Consider the following 17,456-nt stretch of genomic DNA (forward strand, 5'->3'; position numbering starts at 1 on the left):
CCCGGCCGCCGCGCCCTACCCGTGACGGAGTCACCATGCAGATCACCGTGGACATGGACGTCTGCGCGAGCCACGGCAATTGCGTCTTCGCCGCCCCCGAGACGTTCTCGTTCGACGACGACGACTACCTCCAGTACGAGTCGACGCCGGACGAGGCCCTGCGCGACAGGGTCGAGAAGGCCGCCGCGTCCTGCCCGGTCCGCGCCATCACCGTGACCGCCCCGTGAGCCCCGCCGGTCCTCCGCGCGACGTGGTGATCGTCGGGGCCTCGCTGGCGGGACTGCGGGCCGCCACGACCCTGCGGGCCGAGGGGTTCACCGGCGGGCTGACCGTCGTCGGGGCCGAACCGCACGCCCCGTACGACCGCCCCCCGCTCTCCAAGGAGTTCCTGACGGCCCCCTCCCCGGTCGACACCGGGCTCCCGGCCCCCGACAGCCTCCGGGCCCGCTGGCTGCGGGGGCGGCCCGCGATCGGGCTCGACCCGTACAGCCGGACGGTCACCCTCGCCGACGGCACACGCCTGCCCTACGACGGTTTGCTGATCGCCACCGGCGCCGCCGCCCGGGCCGGTGCGGTCGGCGGCGAACCGGGTCCGGACCAGGGGGTGTTCACCCTGCGCGACCGCGACGACGCGGTGGCGCTGCGGGCCGCGCTCGTCCCCGGGCGGAAGCTGCTCGTCGTCGGCGCCGGATTCCTCGGCGGCGAGGTCGCCGCGGCGGGCCGTGCGCTCGGGCTCGACGTCACCCTCGTGGAGGCCGGGCCCGTACCGCTGGAGCGCGCGGTCGGCACCGAGGCCGGCGAGTTCGTCGGGATGCTCCACCGGGAGGCGGGCATCGATCTGCGTACCGGCACCACCGTCGCCGCGTTCTCGACCGCCCCGGACGGGGGCCTCTCGGGCGCCCGGCTGGCCGACGGGCGGAGCGTCGCGGCCGATGCCGCGGTCCTGGCCCTGGGGGCGGTCCCGGCCACCGGATGGCTGGCCGGATCGGGCATCGAGGCGGCCGGCGGCGTACGCACCGACTCCCGGCTGCGGGCCCTGTTCCCCGACGGTACGGCCGTGCCCGGCGTGGTCGCGGCCGGGGACGTGGCCCTGGTCCCGCAACCCCTGGCGGACGGTGCCGCGCCTGCCCTCGGCCACTGGTCCGGCGCGGTGCAACAGGGCGCGGCCGCCGCCCGCACGTTGCTGCTCGGCGGGGCGGCCCCGGCCTTCGACGAGGTGCCTTCCTTCTGGTCCGACGTCCACGGCGTCCGGCTCCGCTCGGTGGGCCTCCCGGGGCTCGGCGACACGGTGCAGGTCCACGAAAGCGACCGGGCCGCCCGGCGGCTGGAAGTCAGCTACCACCGGGACGGACGGCTGATCGGCGCCCTGACCATCGGCCGGACCTCCCGACTCGCCGCCTACCGACGGACCTTGGCCGCATACGCCCCCGAACGGCATTGGGCCTAGCGCCCGCGGTACACCGGCGACCGGCGCTCCACGAAGGACGCCACGCCCTCGTTGGCGTCGCGCGTGGTCATGTTGATCTCCTGGGCGGCGGCCTCCGCCGTGAACGCCGCGGCCCGGTCGCCGTCCAGCGAGGCGTTCACCAACTGCTTGGTCAGAGCGAGGGCCCGGGTGGGGCCGACCGCCAGCAGCCCCGCCCACTCCTTGGCCAGGGCCTCCAACTCTGCGGCCGGAACCGTGCGGTTGACCAGCCCCAGCCGCTCCGCGTCCACCGCCGGCAGCGCGTCCCCGAAGAACATCAGCTCCTTGGCACGCTGCGGCCCCACCAGCCGGGGCAGCAGATACGCCCCGCCGCCGTCCGGGACAAGCCCCCGGCGCATGAAGACCTCGACGAACTTCGCCGTGTCGGCTGCCAGGACCAGATCGCACGCGAACGCCAGATGCGCGCCGATCCCGGCCGCCGTGCCGTTGACGGCGGCGATCACCGGCTTCTCGCAGTCCAGCACGGCGGCGACCAGCCGCTGCGCACCGAGCCGGATCGTCCGGGCGACGTCCCCGGGGACCCGTTCGCCTGTCGGGGCGGGGGCGCCGCGCAGGTCGGCGCCCGCGCAGAAGCCGCGGCCGGTGGCGGTGAGCACGACGGCCCGTACGGCGGGGTCGGCGGAGGCCTCGGCCAGCAGGGCGATGATCCGCTCCCGTTGGTCCCAGGTGACGGCGTTCATGACCTCGGGCCGGTTGAGGGTGATCCAGGAGACGCCGCCGTCGAGGGAGTGCAGGACGGTCGCGTCCTGGGGGGCGGCCTCCGCCCTGTGCGGAGGCCGCCCGGGTTCCTGGGGATCGACCCTCGCCCCGTCCGGGCCGGCGGCCTCCGTTCCGTCCGGGCCGGCGGGTTGCGGGGGTGGGGTCTCCGTTCCGTCCGGGCCGGCGGGCTGCGGGGGTGGGGCCTCCGTCCCGTCCGGGCGAGCGGCCTCCGGGGATGCGGCCTGCTGGGCTGTGGCCTCCGCCTCCGCCTCCGCCTCCGCCGCCTCCCCGCTCACCGGCACACCGCCAGCGCGTCCAGGGCCACCGCGCCCTGCCCGCGCCCCAGCACCACCAGCGGGTTGATGTCCAGCTCCGTCAGGTCGTCGCCCAGCTCCAGGGCCATGCGCTGGACCCGCAGCACCACTTCGACGAGGGCGTCCACATCGACGGGGGGCCCGCCGCGCACCCCCTCCAGCAGGGCCCGGCCGCGCAGCTCGCCGAGCATGTCCCGGGCCTGCTGCTCGCCGAACGGCGGCACCCGGACCGCCGCGTCGTGCAGCACCTCCACCAGGACCCCGCCGAGCCCCACCGTGACGGTCGGGCCGAAGAGCGCGTCGTGGGTCACCCCGACCATCATCTCGACGCCCCGGTCGATCATCTGGCAGACCAGGATGCCGTCCAGGTCCACGGACTCGTACCGGGCGATGTCGGTCAGCTCGCGGTAGGCGTCGCGGACCTGGCTGGCCGAGGTGAGGCCGACCTTCACCAGGCCCAGCTCCGTCTTGTGGGCGAGCCGGGGGCCGGAGGCCTTCATCACCACCGGGTAGCCGACCGGGCCGGCCGCCCGGACCGCCGCCGCCGCGCTGGTCACCAACTGCTCGCGCGGCACCCGGATCCCGTACGCGCGCAGCAGCTGCTTCGCCGCGTGCTCGCTGAGCTGCTGTCCCGGCCGCAGCAGGCCCTGCGCCTTGCGGAAGGAGGGCGACGGGGTGCGCGGGGCGTCCTCGAAGGGGGAGCGGTAGCGGTCGGTGAAGCGGTGGTGGTCCAGATAGGCCTTCACGGCGGTGACGCAGTTGCGAGCCGTACGGAAGGTGGCCAGCCGGGAGGAGCCCAGCAGGGTGGTGCGGTAGGCGTCCTCGGTGCCGACGGGGGAGCCCCAGACCACGCAGACCAGCTTCTCCGTGGCCTCCGCCGCGTCCGCCAGGTCCTGGGCGAGCCGGTCGCTCATCGGGGGGAAGGGGCCGGTGATGGGGCAGATCAGCACCCCGACCGACGGGTCCGCGAGGATCGCGTCGATGATCTTCCGGCCGCGCCAGTCGCCGACCGGGTGGCCGCCGTTGTCGATGGGGTTGGCGACGTTCAGGTAATCGGGTATCCAGGTGTGCAGCTCGTCCTGCTTGGCGGCGGAGAGGGCGGGCAGCGAGAGCCCCGCCGCCGTCGCCAGGTCCGCGAAGTGCGCGCCCGTGCCGCCGGAGATCGAGTACACGGCGACCCCCTCGGCCCGCGGCGGCCGGGCACGGGCCAACAGGGCGGCGGTGTCCTGGAGTTCGTCCAGGCCGTCCACCCGGATCACCCCGAACTGCCGCATCGCCGCGTCCACCACGTCGTCCGCCCCGGTCAGCTTGCCGGTGTGCGAGGCGGCGGTCCTGGCCCCGGCCTCCGTACGGCCCACCTTGACGGCGACGACGGGGACCTTGGCACGGGCTGCCCGGTCGGCGGCGAGCAGGAAGGAACGGCCGTCCCTGAGCCCCTCGACGTAACAGGCGATGGCTCCGACCTCGGGGAGCTGGGCGAAGTACGCGAGGAAGTCGGCGGTCTCCAGGTCGGCCTCGTTGCCCGTGGGGGCCCAGTGGGAGAGCCGGATGCCCAGCTCCTGGAGGGCGTGGAGCGGGCGGCCCTGGTGCCCGGACTGGGTGATCAGGGCGATGGCGGGGCCCTCCAGGTCCTCCCGGAACCGTTCGAAGGCGTTGAGATTGGTGTTCGGCCCGAGCAGGCGCAGCCCGGAGCGTTCCACGGCCGCCGCCAGCCGGGTCTGGGCCTCCGCGCCCGCCTCCCCGGTCTCGGCGAATCCGGAGGCGAAGGCGACGGCGAAGGGCACCTTGGCCTCGCCCAGCTCCTCGATCACCGGGAGCGGGTCAGCGACCAGCAGGACCGCGAGGTCGACCGGCTCGGGCACGTCGGCGACCGAGGGGAAGCAGTCCCGGCCGAACACGGCCGGGCGGGTCGGGTGCACCGGGTGCAGCCGGGCCCCGACCCGCCCGGCCCAGGCGATGAGCTGCCGGGTGATGCCGGTGTTGGGGCGGCCCTCGGCGTCCGAGGCGCCGACGACGGCCACGGACCGGGGCCGGAAGAAGCGGTCCAGGTCGGGCACGGTCAGGTGCAGCGGTCGCCCGCTGACGTCGAGGCCGCCCCGGGCCGAGGCCGTCGGAAGGCTGACGACGGCGGCGTGCGGCTCCTCGCCGCAGGCCACCACCCGGGCACGGAAGTCGGTGGTGAGGGTGCCGTGAGTCGATCCAAGCATCGTTCCGCCCACTCCTGCTCGATGGCCCACCGGTGAACAGGCGGGGCCGGCCGGTTAGCTGACACTCTGTCAGGTTACTGAAATGACGCTGTGTCAGGAATGGGTGTGCAGGCAAAGGCTCCCGTGAGTGCCGGGCGGTCGAGCGGGCGGAGCCTCTCGTGGTCACGGAGAGGCATTCCGTGGCGTAGGGTGGTGTTTACCGACGCGGGGTGGAGCAGCTCGGTAGCTCGCTGGGCTCATAACCCAGAGGTCGCAGGTTCAAATCCTGTCCCCGCTACTGAAGAACACGACCGAGGCCCGGATCCCAGTGGATCCGGGCCTCAGCCGTTTCCCCGGTGGAAACACCGGACCGCCGGAGTGCTGGAACACCGGAACACGGACCGCCGGAGTGCTGGAACACCGGCACTCCGGCACTCCGGAACACCGGAGTGCCGCTTTCGCCGGACGCTCGGACATCCTTCCCGGTCACTGAGCCATGGGCGGGGGCCGCCCCACCGGGCGAGGCTGGTGCCATGACTCAGACAGACACGACCTCCGCGCAGGAACCCGTACTCGTGATCGGCGGCACCGGCAAGACCGGCCGCCGGGTGGTGGCCCGCCTCCGTGAGCTGGGGGTGGAGACCCGGGCGGCCTCGCGGTCCGGCGACACCCCCTTCGACTGGGCGGACCCCACCACCTGGGCGGCCGCCCTGCACGGGGCCGCCGCCGTCTACATCACCCCGCTCGACACCTCCCCCTCCCCGACACCCGCCTTCGTCGAACAGGCCGTCGCGAGCGGGGTGCGGCGGCTGGTGCTGCTCTCGGCCCGGGGCACGGACGAGCCCGGCTTCTTCGGCCCCGGTTACGAGAACGGCGGTCCGCACGGCGAGGGCGAGCGGGCCGTACGCGCCTCCGGGGTGACCTGGACGATCCTGCGACCCGGCTGGTTCGCCCAGAACTTCAGCGAGGGCGTCTTCCTCGACGGCGTACGCGATGGCGAACTGGCCCTGCCGACCGGGGACGGGAAGGCCGCGTTCGTGGATGCCGACGACATCGCGGAGGTGGCCGTCGCCGCGCTCACCGAGGACGGTCACGCGGGCCAGGAGTACGGACTCTCGGGCCCCCGGGCTCTCGGTATCGAGGACGTCCTGGACGAGATCGCGAAGGAGACCGGGAAGCGCGCCGCGTACGTCCGCGTCGACACGTCCGCCTTCCGGGCCGGGCTCGTCGCCCAGGGCTTCCCGGAGGTGGAGGCCGGCCTCTGGACGGACGCGCTGTACCCGATCATCACGAGCGGGGAGGCGCCCGTCCTGGACGGGGTGCGCCGGGCGCTCGGCCGGGGGCCGCGCGACTTCGCCGAGTTCGTCCGGGACGCGGCGGCGCGGGGTGCCTGGGGCTGAGCCCTTCGGTACCCGGGGGCCGGTCTTTCCCGTTCGGACGTCGTGGGACGGCTCACCCCGCCGGGACGGCTCACCCCGCCGGGGCGGCCGTCCCCACCGGGTCGGCGGCGGCCGCCGACCGCCGGAACGCGGTCGGGCTCTCGCCGCGCAGCCGCTTGAACGCCGCGCTGAAGCCGAACGCGTCCGCGTAGCCGACCCGCCGGGCCACGGCCGCCACCGTCAGCTCCGGGCGGGTCAGCAGGTCGGCCGCGAGCGTCATCCGCCAGGCGGTCAGATAGGCCACCGGGCCCTCCCCGACCAGCTCGGTGAACCGCTTCGCCAGGGTCGTCCGGGAGACCCCCGCCCGGACCGCCAGCTCCGCCGTCGTCCAGGGATGCGCCGGGTCCGCGTGCATCGCCCGCAGGGCCGGCCCCGCCACCTGGTCGCCGAGCGCCCCGTACCACCCCGGCGGATCCGCCTCAGGCCGGTCGAACCAGTCGCGCAGCGTGCACACCAGCAACCAGTCCAGCAGCCGGTCGAGCACGATCTGTTCGCCCGGCCGCCCGCCGCCGATCTGCCCCTCCAGGTAGTCGCGCACCGGCGCGCAGTCCTGCTCGTCGGGCACCACGAGGGCGGGCGGGAGCGCCTGGAGGAGCCGCTGGGGCACCTGGGCCCGTACGTCGTAGGTGGCGGCCAACAGCACGGTGGGGAAGTCGAGTTCGGATCCAGGCTCGGGTCCAGGTCCGGGTCCGGGTCCGGGTCCGGGTCCGGGTCCGGGTCCAGCTTTCGGTGCGGGGGCGGGTGCGGGTGCGGTGTCCTGGGCCGCGCCCCTGCCCACCGCGCGTACGCGTACGTCACCGGCCCGGGCCGTCCCCGTACCGCCCGCCGGGTCGTCGGTGAAGACGAACGGGGCCGGGCCGCGGACGATCGCCGCCTCGCCGACCCTCACCCGCAGCGGCTCGCCGCCCTCCGGCACGATCCACCCCCCGCCCCGCATCGGCAGGCACAGGGTCAGATACGCCCCGTCGGTGAACCGCACCGACCACGGCGCGCGCAGCACCGAACGGCCGAACACCGCGCCACTGCCCCGCACGCCCCGCAACAGCTCGTCGAACACGTCCATGACGCCACTGTAGGCAGAGCCGGCCGTGCTCCGGACGCTCACCTATGCACGGCGGACGGACGCCCATGGGCCCGCCGGGTCCGCCGCGATGGACTGGGCCCATGACGACGAAGAGCACGCACCGCGGTCCGTCCGGGATCCTCGTCCTCGGCGGCACCGGCAAGACCGGCCGCCGGGTCGTGGACCGGCTGCGCACGACCGGGACCACCAGGGTCCGTCCCGCCTCCCGCTCCGGTGAGGTCCGGTTCGACTGGACCCTCCCCGGCACCTGGGAGCCGGCCCTCGCCGGGGCCGAGGCGCTCTATCTGGTCGCCCCCGACGACCCGTCCCCCGTGAAGGAGTTCGTGACCCGCGCCGAGGCCTCCGGGGTCCGCCGTTTCGTGGTCCTGTCCGGCCACGGCATCGAGTACGCGGGAGAGGGCTTCGGCCGGGGCATGGCGGCGGCGGAGGACGCGGCCCGGGAGTCCGGGGCAGAGTGGACCCTCCTGCGCCCCAACAACTTCTTCCAGAACTTCGACGAGGACCTGTGGCGGGCCCCGCTCCGCGAGGGCCGCCTCGGCCTGCCGATCGGGGACGTCCCCGAACCCTTCGTCGACGCCGACGACGTGGCGGCGGTCGCGGTGGCCGTCCTCACCGAGGACGGCCACGCGGGCCGCACGTACACACTGTCCGGCCCCCGCGCCCTCACCTTCGCCGGGGCCGCGGAGACCATCGCCCGCGCGACCGGCCGCCCCGTCCGCTACGAGGAGCTGACCCCGGAGGCGTACCGTGCGGAACTCCTCGCCCAGGGGTGGCCGGAGGCCGCCGCCGACTCCCTGGGCGCGATGTTCGCCCTGCACCGCGCGGGCCACTCGGCCGAGGTGACCGACGGCGTCCGCCAGGTGCTCGGCCGGGAGGCCGCCGACCTGGAACCGTGGGCGCGGCGCATCGCGGCCACGGGGGTGTGGGCGTAGGCCCGGTCCGCCCGGTCCTCCCGGTCCGCGGGCCCGTTACACGGCCTGCCCCACCTGGTAGCCGCCGGCCGGGTACTGGAGCATGACGTTCAGCCGGTTGAAGGTGTTGATCAGCGCGATCAGCGAGACGAGAGCGAGGAGCTGCTCCTCGTCGTAGTGCTTGGCGGCGTTCGCCCAGACATCGTCCGGGACCCCGCCCGCCGCGTCCGCGATGCGGGTTCCCTGCTCCGTCAGCTCCAGCGCGGCGCGCTCGGCGTCGGTGAAGACGGTGGCCTCCCGCCACGCGGCGATCAGGTTCAGGCGCAGCGAGGTCTCCCCGGCCGCCGCGGCTTCCTTGGTGTGCATGTCCAGGCAGCCGCCGCAGCCGTTGATCTGGCTCGCGCGGATCTTCACCAGCTCCTGCGTCACGGCGGGCAGCGCCGTGTCCTCGACGATCTTGCCCGCCGATACCAGGTGCTTCACGAGCTTCCCCGTGACCGGGCTGGCGAAGGCGTTGATTCGGGCGTTCATGGTGTGCTCCCTCTGCTGTCGTCACTGGCTGCACACACAGGACGGAACAGGCCCCCGGGGATGTGACATCCGGGAGAGGGGAGTGACCGGCGTCACCCGGAGCGGGGCGCGGGAGGCTGCTCACGCCCGGGGCGGGGGATGCGGTCCCGCCGGGGCGGCGGCGACGTGCCGGAGACCGACGGGGACGACCCGGAAACACATGCAGGCCCACCGGCCCCGGGGCCGACCTCGGCCACGCGGGGCTTCCGGGTCCTCAGGGCGACGCCCGGGCCACTCTCTTCGCGATCTTCTCGGCGTCCAGGGCCATTTCGCGGAGCATCCCGCTGATCGGGTTGGTGAAGCCGGTGAAGTAGAGCCCCGGGGCGCCCTTCGGTGAGCGTCCGCCGCGGGCGACCGGGCGGCCCCGCCCGTCCAGGACGTCCAGGTGGCCGAGCAGCGGTTCCAGCGCCCGGTCGTAGCCGGTGGCGGCGATGACGGCGTCCGGGTTGAGGCGGGTGCCGTCGGCCAGGACCACGGTGTCCCGGTCGAAGGAGGCGACCGTCGCCACCGGGGTGACCGCGCCGGACCTGACCGCGTCGATCAACCCGGCGTCCTGGACCGGGATCGCGCCCTGGCGGACCCGGGAGTACAGGCCGGTGTCGGGGCGGGGGAGGCCCTGGGCGGCCAGGTCGGGCACGGCTATCCGGCACATCACGGCCCCCGCGCGGTCGACGAGCCGCACGGGGAGGCGGCGGACCAGGATGCCGGTGGCCTGGGCCGGCCAGCCCGCGGTGGAGCGGCGGACGATGTGCGGGACCGTCCGGACCGCGATGCGGACCCGGGAGGCGCCGCCCTCCGCCAGGTCCGCGGCGATCTCCGCGCCCGTGTTGCCGATGCCGACGACCAGGACGTCCCGGTCGGCGTACGGGGCCGGGGCGCGGTACTGCGCGGCGTGCAGCAGTTCGCCCGTGTACGTGTCGCGGCCCGGCCAGTCGGGGATGCGCGGGGTGTGGTTGAAGCCGGTGGCGACGACGACCGCGCGGCCCCGCAGGGCCCGTCCGCCCGTCGCGGTCAGCTGCCAGTCGCCGGAGCCGTCGGGGGCCCGGTCGATCCGCGTCACCTCGACGCCGGTGACCACTTCAAGACCGTGGTGCTCGGTGTACTTCTCCAGATACCGCACCACGTCGTCCCGGCCCACCCACCGCCCGAACCTGCGCGGCATCCGCAGCCCCGGCAGGGCCGACCAGCGCCGGGTCGTGTGCAGGCGCAGCCGGTCGTAGTGGCCGCGCCAGGACGCGCCGACCCGGTCCGACTTCTCCAGCACCACGGTCCGTACGCCCCGGGCGCGCAGCGCGGCGGCGGCGGCGAGGCCTCCGGGGCCGCCGCCGATCACGTAGACGGGACGGTCGTCCGTACGGTCGGTGAGGGCGGCGGCGTCACTGCCTGTGGGGGACGGGCTGTGGGGCATGGTTCGGAGCGTAATCGTCCGCTCTGTTGATGGGGCTCGGTCAAGAGCGAAATCGATTGCGAATTGATCACGGACGGGGGCCGGTTGAACGCGGTCGGGGGTCGGCGCGGCACGGGTGGGGGCAGGTTCAGCACGGGCGGGGCCGGTTGATCAAGGGCGGGGACCGGGGGCGCTCAGAGCCGCTGCCAGCGCATCGGCCCGGGCGGCGGCGACGGTCGGTTCGGCGCCGGTCGCGGCGACCATGGCCCACCGTCGCGGTACGCAGGCCACCGCCTCCAGCAGTGCGCCGGGCTCCGCCATGGACCGGGCCGTCGCGCCCATCTGATGGAGCGTCCGGTCCGCCGGCGGCAGGAAGACACGGGTCGCCGCGTACGGCTCGTCGATGCCCTGCTCCCGGGCGCGGTCCCGGAAGGTGCGCAGGCTCTCGGCGCCGTGCGCGGAGAGGTTGAAGTCGATCGCCCCGACGAGGAGACGGTCGCCGAACGCGCCGCCGAGCCGGCCCACGGCGAAGTCGATGCCGCCGGTGACCAGCCCGCCGTGGCTGCCGTCCGCGACGCTCTCCGGGCCCTGGAAAGCCGCCCGGACGGCCTCCAGCGCGGCGCGGGCGGTCCGGTAGGCGTCCGGGGGCAGCCCGAGAGCGGTCCAGCCGGCCTCGTCGACGTAGTCGTTGCCCCGCCAGGAGTAGCCGTCCAGCATCTGGAGGGTCAGCCCTTCGGCGACCTGCCCGTGGCGGATGTGCCCCGACGGCACGACGGGGACGCGGCGGGCCGCCGGTGAGCCGGGCCGCGGGGAGTCCGTTCCCGAGGGGCCGGGCTCGGGGGAGCCGGTCCGCGAGGAGTCCGTTTCCGAGGAGCCGGTCCGCGAGGAGCCGGGCTCGGCCTTCTCCTCGCCCAGGGAGACGGTGAGGAAGGTGACCCAGGCCTCCAGGAGGTGGTCGTCCCCGACCGCGTGCGCGGTCCGGGCCTCCGCGGCCAGCCGGTCGGTGTCGGCGAGGTCCAGGTTGCCCACGATGCGCGCCCCGTCGCCCGCGTCGGCGGGCTTGAGCGCGGCCCGGTCCAGGCCGTACCGGGTGCGGAGCAGCGAGGCCGCGTCGAGCACACCGGCGACGAAGGCGTCCCGGTCGACGCCGGTCCGGGCGATCGTGTAGCCCGGGAGGACCGGGACGGTCAGTCCCAGCCGCTGATGGGCCCGGCCGAGCCGCTGCTCGGCGGCGAGCACTTCCTCGGGGGGCAGTTCCAGCGCGGACACGGGCATCGCGCGGGCGGCGGCCACCGTGGGGTGGATGTGGTTCTTCCGGTTCCATTCGGTGGCGACCGCCGGGCTGTTGGCGTCCGTGGCCAGCTCGGCCAGCCCGGTCCTGCGGAGCAGCCAGAGCAGGAAGATCTGTGTCTCCACGTCCAGCGCGTACAGCCGGACCACCGCGTCGGGCCGGTCGCGCAGCCAGTCGATGACGTGGCACAAGGGGGTGTCGGCCCCCTCCTCGTGGGCCTCCGCCATCAGCAGCAGGGCATGGGTCAGGTAGTAGTGGTCCAGGTCGCCGATGTCGACGGCGGGGACGCCCCGGAGCGCCGCGGCCTCGGCCCAGGGCGCGGTACGGCCCAGGGTGAGGTCGTCGGGGGTCCCCAGATACACCGATCTGGCTTCGACGTACGTGGTCACGTCGTGGGGCTCCTGGCCGCTCAGCAGAGCGGCCAGGTCCCCGTCGAACGCCTTGAGCAGGGGCGTGGTGGTGTGCAGCAGGAGAGACGGGGCGCTGCTGCTGCCCGGCCGGGCCCGGTACGGCCGCACCACCTCGCCGGCGGCCCTCGCCACGGCCGCGGTGTCCATGCCGAGGAGCCGTTTGGCGCTCTCCGCGACGCGCGTCCCGTCCCAGACCCGGTGTCCGGTGAAGAAGCCTTCCCAGCGTGCCTTTTGGCCGTCTCGTGCGGAGCAGACGGACGCGGCGACGGGTGAGAGCACCGTGTTCCCTTTCGGCGATGACGTTTCCGGTTATCCCGTGCTCCGGTTCCCGGTTCCCGGTTCCCGGTTTCGTTTCCTTTGCGTTCCGAGTTCCAGGGTTCCGGGTTCCGGGTTCCAAGGTTCCAAGGTTCAGGATTTCCGGGTGTCCCGGTTTTCCGGTGCGGTCCGTCAGTTGCGGACCGTGGTGAATACCACCGTTACGTAGGGTAGCTCGAAGGAGTTGCCGCTTTTCAGTTCCGGGTGCACGGTGGCGAGTTCGCGTATGCGTTCCTCGATTTCCCGGCGGCGTTCCGGAGAAGACGTCAGGTAGTACGACCGTGATTTTATGAGCGTGACGAGGGAATCGATCGTCTTCGTCTCGGAGTGCGGGAAGAATCCCTGTTCGACGGCCCCGAACTGCGGCCCGAACGTGGGATCGCGCAGCCAACCGGTGAGCCATGCGGTGTCCTGGGCGCGCAGCGCCTTCAGCGCGCCGTGCAGCATGATCGCCGCGGGGGTGCGCGGGTCGGTCCCGGTGTCCTCGTCGGCGAGGATCCCGGACAGCGCCGCCGACCAGGGGACCTCTTCGTCGCGGAGGTTCCAGAGGGTCGCCAGGACTCCCCCGGGGCGCAGTACGCGCGCTATCTCCGCGTGGGCGGGGGCGGGATCGAACCAGTGGTACGCGTGGCTGACCAGCACCGCGTCCAGGCTGGCGTCGGGCAGCGGGATGCTCTCGGCGCTGCCGGCCAGGGCCTCGGCCCCCGGGGCGGTGGCGGTGACACGGGCGCGCATCGCGTCGTCCGGCTCGACCGCCCGCGTCCGGTGACCTTCGGCGGCCAGGACCCGGGTGAGCAGGCCGGTGCCCGCGCCGAGGTCCAGCACGTCGCGCGGTTCGGTCCCCAGGACCCACCGGACGCTCTCGACGGGATATCCCGGCCGGGTGGTCTCGTAGGCGTCGACCCCGTCACCGAAGGAACTGCCTCGCTGCTGCCATGCCGTCGTGCCGTCCACGGCTTCTTCGTCCGTCATTCGGGGAGCGTCCGTCATTCCGGGAGCCTCGCATCCTTCTGTCCGTAGAACATACGGAGTCGGTTCGGGTGATAGTCGATGTGCATCGGGTGGCTTTCCCCGCGAAGGGCCGCGGCCACCGCCTCGGCGGTCACGGGAGCCTGCGCGAATCCGCCCGTGTTGTGACCGCCGGTGATGAGGAGAAGCCCGCCTCCGGCGGTCCTCGCGGTCTCGAAGACCGGAAGGCTCGAAGCGGTCCAGGGCCGCGCGCAGTACCTTCTGCTCCGCTCCAGCAGGCCGGATCGGCGGGCCGCGTCGAACGCGTCGGGGAAGAAGGAGGAGGCCGTGTCCTCGACCGCCGCGTACAGCGCTTCGAGCTGCGTCGGATCGACGTTGTCCGGGTCGGCGCCCGTCCAGCCGTAGCCCGATCCGACGGTGAGGAAGGAGCGGCTGTCCGGCCCCTCGGTGACGGTGACGTTGGCGTCGGCCGCCGTGTGCCCGCTCCTCGTGATCTTCAGGGAGTTCCTCAGCCCCCGGCCGGGATCGGGGAGGGTGAGCCAGGCGCCGACCATGCCGTGGATCAGCCCGGCGGAGGCGGTGCCGCGCAGCAGCGCCTCCCCGTAGGCGCCGGGGGAGAGGACGTAGTGCTCGGCGCGGACCGTCTCGCCGTCGCGGAAGCTGATCCCGTCCGGCGCGCCGCCCTCGCCCGGGACGAGGGCGTCCACCGGCCGCCCCCAGTGGAAGACCGCCCCCGCCCGCTCGGCCGCGTCGGCCACGGCGCCGAGGAACCGGTGCACCTGCACGGTGAACCCGTTCACCTCGATGCCGCCGACGAAGGCCCCCGCCCGGTGCGCCGCGGCCAGCGCCGGGTGGCGGGCGCTGATCCGGTCGGCGGACAGGATCTCGAAGCGCCGGTCGGTGAGGGAGCGTTGACGCGCCACATGGGCTTCCAGCACGTCCTGGTCGCTGTAGACGCGCAGGATGCCCTCCCGCAGGCCGACTCCGTGGAACAGCTCCGGAGCGTCGTGCCGGAGCTCCCGCCACAGCCGGTCGGAGGCGAGGTTGTAGCCCAGGACGTCCTCGGTGAAGGACCGGGCCAGCCAGCCGGGCACCCGGGCGTTGTCCTCGGTCCAGGCCCTCTCGGCCGGTTCGATGCGGGCCAGGTCGGCCAGGCCCCAGCCCTGGTCCTTCACCGGCTGGGTGAACGGCGGGGGCCCGCCCCCGGGGCTCGCGAAGTAGCCGTCGGCCTCGGTGAGCGTGAACATCCGGGCGTCGCCGCCGCCCCTGCTGCATCCGAAGGATGCCCACGGCGCGTCGGACCGGGGGTCGGGGCCGCTGTCGTAGAAGGTCACGCGGTGACCGGCCCGGAGCAGCCGCAGTCCGGTCAGCAGGTTCACCACGCCGGCGCCCACCAGGACGACCGACGCCGCTTCCGGCCGGACGGCGCCGAGGTGCCCGGCGAGCACCGGCCCGACCCGCTCGGCCAGAAAGCGGCGTTCGGCCGTGGCGAGCGCCCGTGCGTAGAGGTCCGCCGGGGGCTCGGCCGCCCCGGCCGACGGGCACGCGGTCACGCGTAATCGGGATCGGGCCGGTCCGGCCCCGGGTAATCGGCGGGCGGACGGGCGGTGGACGCGCCCGGCGCTCCCGCGCGCCCCGCCCGGTCCGGCCGCCCGGTCGAGGAGGACGACGAGGAGAGGGCGCTCGCCCGCCGCCGCACTCCAGGCTGCCGTTTCGGCGGCCGCGGGCATGGACCGGGTGAGCAGGACGTCCGGCCGGAACCGGGCCAGCGCCCGACCGCGGAGGGCACCCGGCCGAGCCCCCAGCGTGGGGCGGTGCAGTACGTGGGCGCCGTTCAGCAGTGGCTCGACGGAGGTCGGCACCGGATGATCCAGCAGAACCAGCAAGGGGCCTCCTCTGCAGGCTGGTTGGTCAGTTTCCAAGCGGTCGGGCGGCGAAACGCCGAGGGGGCCCGGTGGCCGGATTTACGACGTTCTACGTCTCGGAATCCCGGCGGCGGGCCTCCCGCGCCGCAGACCGCGGCCGACGCCGAGCGACGCCCCCACATGCTCCCGGCACGTGCCACGCCTCCTCCCTCTTGCGCCGGGCCCTCGAATCCGCTGAACTGACGTACCGTCAGAAATCGTTCTCCGGAGGCCCGATGCAGACGATCTGGCTCAGCGGCGCCGAATGGCTCGCCGTCCTGCGCATAGGCCTCGGCCTGTGGTGGCTGGAGAGCTGGCGGCACAAGGACAAGAAGGGCTGGTTCGAGCGCGGCACGGGCATCGCCTGGGCGGCGGACGTCGCGGGCAAGCACCGCTGGGGCGTGGTGCGCACGGGCTTCCGGCGGGTCGTCGCACCGCGCCCGAAGGCGATGGCCTACATCGTCGTCTACGCGGAACTGGCCCTCGGTCTAGGCCTGGTGGCGGGATTCCTGACCCCGGTCGCCCTGGTCGCCGGGCTTCTCCTCAACCTGCTCTACCTGGTCCTGATGATCCACGACTGGGCCGAGCAGGGACAGAACGCGATGATGGCGCTGATCTCCCTGGTGGCCCTGTTCGCCATGGCCTGGCAGACCTGGTCCCTGGACTCCGCCCTCGGACTGTTCCCGTGACCCCGCGGCGCGCGGCGGCCCCGCGCTTCGACCTCCCCGAGCCGGACGCCTTCACCCGCCCCTACTGGAACGCGGCGGCGGAGGGGCACCTGCTCCTGCGCCGCTGCGGCGGATGCGGCCGGGCGCACCACTACCCGCGCGAGTTCTGCCCGTACTGCTGGAGCGACGACGTCGGGTGGGAGCGCGCGAGCGGGGAGGCGACCCTCTACACCTGGTCCGTCGTCCACCGCAACGACCTGCCGCCCTTCGGCTCCCGCGTCCCGTACGTCGCGGCCGTCGTCGACCTCGCCGAGGGGCCCCGGATGATGACGGAGATCGTGGAGTGCGCGCACGACGGCCTCCGGATCGGGATGGGGCTGGCGGTCACGTTCCGGGGTGCCGGGGAGGGCGAGAACGGCGAGGCGGTGGCGGTGTTCCGGCCCCGGGGCTGACCTCCGAGCGCGCATCGGGTCCCTCGAACGGGGGATGGTGCCCAAGGAACTTTCGAAGTAGTTTCAAAGTCATGAGCGCTGAAAGTTCGGCTGTGAACTTCTCCGAGCTGGTCAACAAGAACAAACAGACACTGGCGCGGCTGAAGGAGTCGTCCCGCCTGTTGCTGCGCCGAAGGGATGGTGAGGATCTGGTCCTGACCACGGTGACACGGGCCGAGCAGGACCGGACGGTGGTGTCGGCGGCGACCCGGATGCTGGCGGCGATGGCACGCCGCGACCCGGGGACGACGGAACTCCTTCTGGACGTACTGCCGGACGCCTTCCCGTGGATCAGGTTCCTGCCGGAATCGGACGTCCACGCGTTCGCCGTCGAGCTGGTCGACACCATGCGTGCTGCGGATTCCCTCTCCAGCAATGCGTCGGTCGCGCAGATGCTCATCGCCTGGCAGCACACGGCGGAGGCCTACTCCGACCCGGAGCTGCTGGTCGCGCTGACGACCGACCACGCCGAGGACTACGGCCCGGCGCCCGACCCCAAGTCCGTTCAGTGAGCGCCGGACGCGGAGATCGCGTCGCGCCTCCGGCGGGAGCGGGGCAGTGGGAAGTGCGTTTCGCGGACGGGGCGGCCGCGAAGGGGTGGGAGTCCCTTTCTCGGCAAGCGCGGGAGAACACGTATCGAGCGTGGATCACCCTGCGTACCGACCCCAGGCCGGCCCTCCAGACAGCTCGCCACCACCCCTGAAAGGAGGGCTGGCGCACGGGACGCACAGGGGGCAGACCTGTGAGCAGTGGCAGATCGAGGTGACCGGCAGCGGACGTATCTGGTATCTCATCGATACTGCCCGTGACACCTGCTGGATCACCTATGCCGGGGCTGGGCATCCCCGGGCCACGGCCTGAGCCTCATGCACGGTGCTCACCCGGCTCACCCGTGCTCACCCGTCCTCCTTGCTCACCCGCCCTCCGCCGCCGGGGCGAGCTGGGCCAGCACGAGCCCGTGCAGCAGCTCCGCGTCCACGAACTCGTCCTCCTCCGGCGCCCCGCACCGCCAGCTCAGCGGGTACGTGTTGCCGTCCGGGGCGGGAATGCCGACCCACTGGTCGCGCGCGGCCGGCCCGAAGCACTTCGCGCCGGGCGGCCAGTCATACCCCTCGCTCGCGCCCGGCGGGATCAGGAAGTACGTCCACCGCGCCCCCGCCAGCTCCCGCACGACCGGGCCCGGCTCGCCCTCCGTCAGGGAGGCCAGATGCTGGAGCACGGCCTCGCCCCGGACGCCCCGGAGCCGGATGGCGTCGAAGTAGATACCGGAGAGGTGCAGTTGATGCCCGGTAGCGGGTACCCATTCGGGGTGTTTCTTGCTCGTCATGGCCC

The 17,456-nt window shown here is 73.8% G+C and carries 16 protein-coding genes and 1 tRNA gene; 8 read left to right on the top strand and 9 right to left on the bottom strand.

What is annotated here, in order from left to right:
- Positions 1–35 precede the first annotated feature (35 nt).
- Together D581_RS0127480 and D581_RS0127485 are read left to right on the top strand one after the other, a co-directional pair.
- Positions 36–227: a ferredoxin gene (locus tag D581_RS0127480; RefSeq protein WP_018960367.1), complete on the top strand. Its 192-nt coding sequence runs from the start codon at positions 36–38 to the stop codon at positions 225–227.
- Positions 224–1,447, top strand: coding sequence for an FAD-dependent oxidoreductase (locus tag D581_RS0127485; protein WP_018960368.1), 1,224 nt, complete (start codon positions 224–226; stop codon positions 1,445–1,447). Before D581_RS0127480 ends, D581_RS0127485 begins: the two co-directional genes overlap by 4 nt.
- On the opposite strand, the gene D581_RS0127490 is transcribed toward D581_RS0127485, so the two are convergent.
- Both D581_RS0127490 and D581_RS0127495 read right to left on the bottom strand, forming a co-directional pair.
- The gene (locus D581_RS0127490) at positions 1,444–2,487 is read right to left on the bottom strand and encodes an enoyl-CoA hydratase-related protein (protein ID WP_018960369.1); all 1,044 of its coding nucleotides are present in this window, start codon (positions 2,485–2,487) and stop codon (positions 1,444–1,446) included. The two genes, D581_RS0127485 and D581_RS0127490, sit on opposite strands and share 4 nt — an antisense overlap.
- Complete coding sequence (locus D581_RS0127495; protein WP_018960370.1) at positions 2,478–4,706, bottom strand: acetate--CoA ligase family protein; 2,229 nt, start codon at positions 4,704–4,706, stop codon at positions 2,478–2,480. The genes D581_RS0127490 and D581_RS0127495 overlap by 10 nt, the downstream gene beginning before the upstream one ends.
- Positions 4,707–4,909: 203 nt before the next feature.
- Between D581_RS0127495 and D581_RS0127500 the strand changes: the two genes are divergently transcribed.
- Together D581_RS0127500 and D581_RS0127505 are read left to right on the top strand one after the other, a co-directional pair.
- Positions 4,910–4,983: transfer RNA gene (locus D581_RS0127500), tRNA-Met, on the top strand.
- Between the two features lie 235 nt (positions 4,984–5,218).
- Positions 5,219–6,085 (top strand): NAD(P)H-binding protein, encoded by an 867-nt coding sequence (locus tag D581_RS0127505; protein WP_026290962.1) that lies wholly within the window; start codon positions 5,219–5,221, stop codon positions 6,083–6,085.
- A gap of 70 nt (positions 6,086–6,155) precedes the next feature.
- Here the strand turns inward: D581_RS0127505 and D581_RS0127510 are convergent, their stop codons facing one another.
- The gene (locus D581_RS0127510; protein WP_018960372.1) at positions 6,156–7,187 is read right to left on the bottom strand and encodes an AraC family transcriptional regulator; all 1,032 of its coding nucleotides are present in this window, start codon (positions 7,185–7,187) and stop codon (positions 6,156–6,158) included.
- 101 nt (positions 7,188–7,288) lie between these two features.
- Here D581_RS0127510 and D581_RS0127515 point away from each other — a divergent pair, with 101 nt between their 5' ends.
- Positions 7,289–8,140, top strand: a complete 852-nt coding sequence (locus tag D581_RS0127515) for an NAD(P)H-binding protein (protein ID WP_018960373.1) — start codon at positions 7,289–7,291, stop codon at positions 8,138–8,140.
- A gap of 36 nt (positions 8,141–8,176) precedes the next feature.
- Here D581_RS0127515 and D581_RS0127520 read toward each other — a convergent pair whose 3' ends face one another.
- From D581_RS0127520 to D581_RS0127540, 5 genes are all read right to left on the bottom strand, one after another.
- The gene (locus D581_RS0127520) at positions 8,177–8,650 is read right to left on the bottom strand and encodes a carboxymuconolactone decarboxylase family protein (protein WP_018960374.1); all 474 of its coding nucleotides are present in this window, start codon (positions 8,648–8,650) and stop codon (positions 8,177–8,179) included.
- Between the two features lie 253 nt (positions 8,651–8,903).
- Positions 8,904–10,097, bottom strand: coding sequence for a flavin-containing monooxygenase (locus D581_RS0127525; RefSeq protein WP_018960375.1), 1,194 nt, complete (start codon positions 10,095–10,097; stop codon positions 8,904–8,906).
- Positions 10,098–10,247: 150 nt separating this feature from the next.
- Positions 10,248–12,056, bottom strand: a complete 1,809-nt coding sequence (locus D581_RS0127530; RefSeq protein WP_018960376.1) for a hypothetical protein — start codon at positions 12,054–12,056, stop codon at positions 10,248–10,250.
- A gap of 168 nt (positions 12,057–12,224) precedes the next feature.
- Positions 12,225–13,064: a class I SAM-dependent methyltransferase gene (locus D581_RS0127535; protein WP_018960377.1), complete on the bottom strand. Its 840-nt coding sequence runs from the start codon at positions 13,062–13,064 to the stop codon at positions 12,225–12,227.
- A 14-nt stretch (positions 13,065–13,078) separates the two neighbouring features.
- Positions 13,079–14,947, bottom strand: a complete 1,869-nt coding sequence (locus tag D581_RS0127540) for an FAD-dependent oxidoreductase (RefSeq protein WP_018960378.1) — start codon at positions 14,945–14,947, stop codon at positions 13,079–13,081.
- A 254-nt stretch (positions 14,948–15,201) separates the two neighbouring features.
- Here D581_RS0127540 and D581_RS0127545 point away from each other — a divergent pair, with 254 nt between their 5' ends.
- The 3 genes from D581_RS0127545 to D581_RS0127555 all read left to right on the top strand — a co-directional run bounded on the left by D581_RS0127545 (position 15,202) and on the right by D581_RS0127555 (position 16,636).
- Positions 15,202–15,654 carry a hypothetical protein gene (locus D581_RS0127545; protein WP_018960379.1) on the top strand — a complete coding sequence of 151 codons (453 nt, stop codon included), beginning with the start codon at positions 15,202–15,204 and terminating at the stop codon, positions 15,652–15,654.
- Entirely contained in the window at positions 15,651–16,085 is a 435-nt protein-coding gene (locus tag D581_RS0127550; RefSeq protein WP_018960380.1) for a Zn-ribbon domain-containing OB-fold protein, read from the top strand. The genes D581_RS0127545 and D581_RS0127550 overlap by 4 nt, the downstream gene beginning before the upstream one ends.
- 71 nt (positions 16,086–16,156) lie before the next feature.
- Positions 16,157–16,636, top strand: coding sequence for a hypothetical protein (locus tag D581_RS0127555; RefSeq protein WP_026290963.1), 480 nt, complete (start codon positions 16,157–16,159; stop codon positions 16,634–16,636).
- Positions 16,637–17,037: 401 nt separating this feature from the next.
- Here the strand turns inward: D581_RS0127555 and D581_RS0127560 are convergent, their stop codons facing one another.
- Complete coding sequence (locus D581_RS0127560) at positions 17,038–17,451, bottom strand: hypothetical protein (RefSeq protein ID WP_018960382.1); 414 nt, start codon at positions 17,449–17,451, stop codon at positions 17,038–17,040.
- Positions 17,452–17,456: the final 5 nt, after the last annotated feature.

It is taken from the genome of Streptomyces sp. CNB091, assembly GCF_000377965.1.

Bases quoted from the DNA above. Each gene is read 5' to 3' on its own strand.
- D581_RS0127480 (WP_018960367.1), top strand. From the start codon at position 36: ATGCAGATCACCGTGGACATGGACGTCTGCGCGAGCCACGGCAATTGC.
- D581_RS0127495 (WP_018960370.1), bottom strand. From the start codon at position 4,706: ATGCTTGGATCGACTCACGGCACCCTCACCACCGACTTCCGTGCCCGG.
- D581_RS0127505 (WP_026290962.1), top strand. From the start codon at position 5,219: ATGACTCAGACAGACACGACCTCCGCGCAGGAACCCGTACTCGTGATC.
- D581_RS0127510 (WP_018960372.1), bottom strand. From the start codon at position 7,187: ATGGACGTGTTCGACGAGCTGTTGCGGGGCGTGCGGGGCAGTGGCGCG.
- D581_RS0127515 (WP_018960373.1), top strand. From the start codon at position 7,289: ATGACGACGAAGAGCACGCACCGCGGTCCGTCCGGGATCCTCGTCCTC.
- D581_RS0127520 (WP_018960374.1), bottom strand. From the start codon at position 8,650: ATGAACGCCCGAATCAACGCCTTCGCCAGCCCGGTCACGGGGAAGCTC.
- D581_RS0127525 (WP_018960375.1), bottom strand. From the start codon at position 10,097: ATGCCCCACAGCCCGTCCCCCACAGGCAGTGACGCCGCCGCCCTCACC.
- D581_RS0127535 (WP_018960377.1), bottom strand. From the start codon at position 13,064: ATGACGGACGAAGAAGCCGTGGACGGCACGACGGCATGGCAGCAGCGA.
- D581_RS0127545 (WP_018960379.1), top strand. From the start codon at position 15,202: ATGCAGACGATCTGGCTCAGCGGCGCCGAATGGCTCGCCGTCCTGCGC.
- D581_RS0127555 (WP_026290963.1), top strand. From the start codon at position 16,157: ATGAGCGCTGAAAGTTCGGCTGTGAACTTCTCCGAGCTGGTCAACAAG.
- D581_RS0127560 (WP_018960382.1), bottom strand. From the start codon at position 17,451: ATGACGAGCAAGAAACACCCCGAATGGGTACCCGCTACCGGGCATCAA.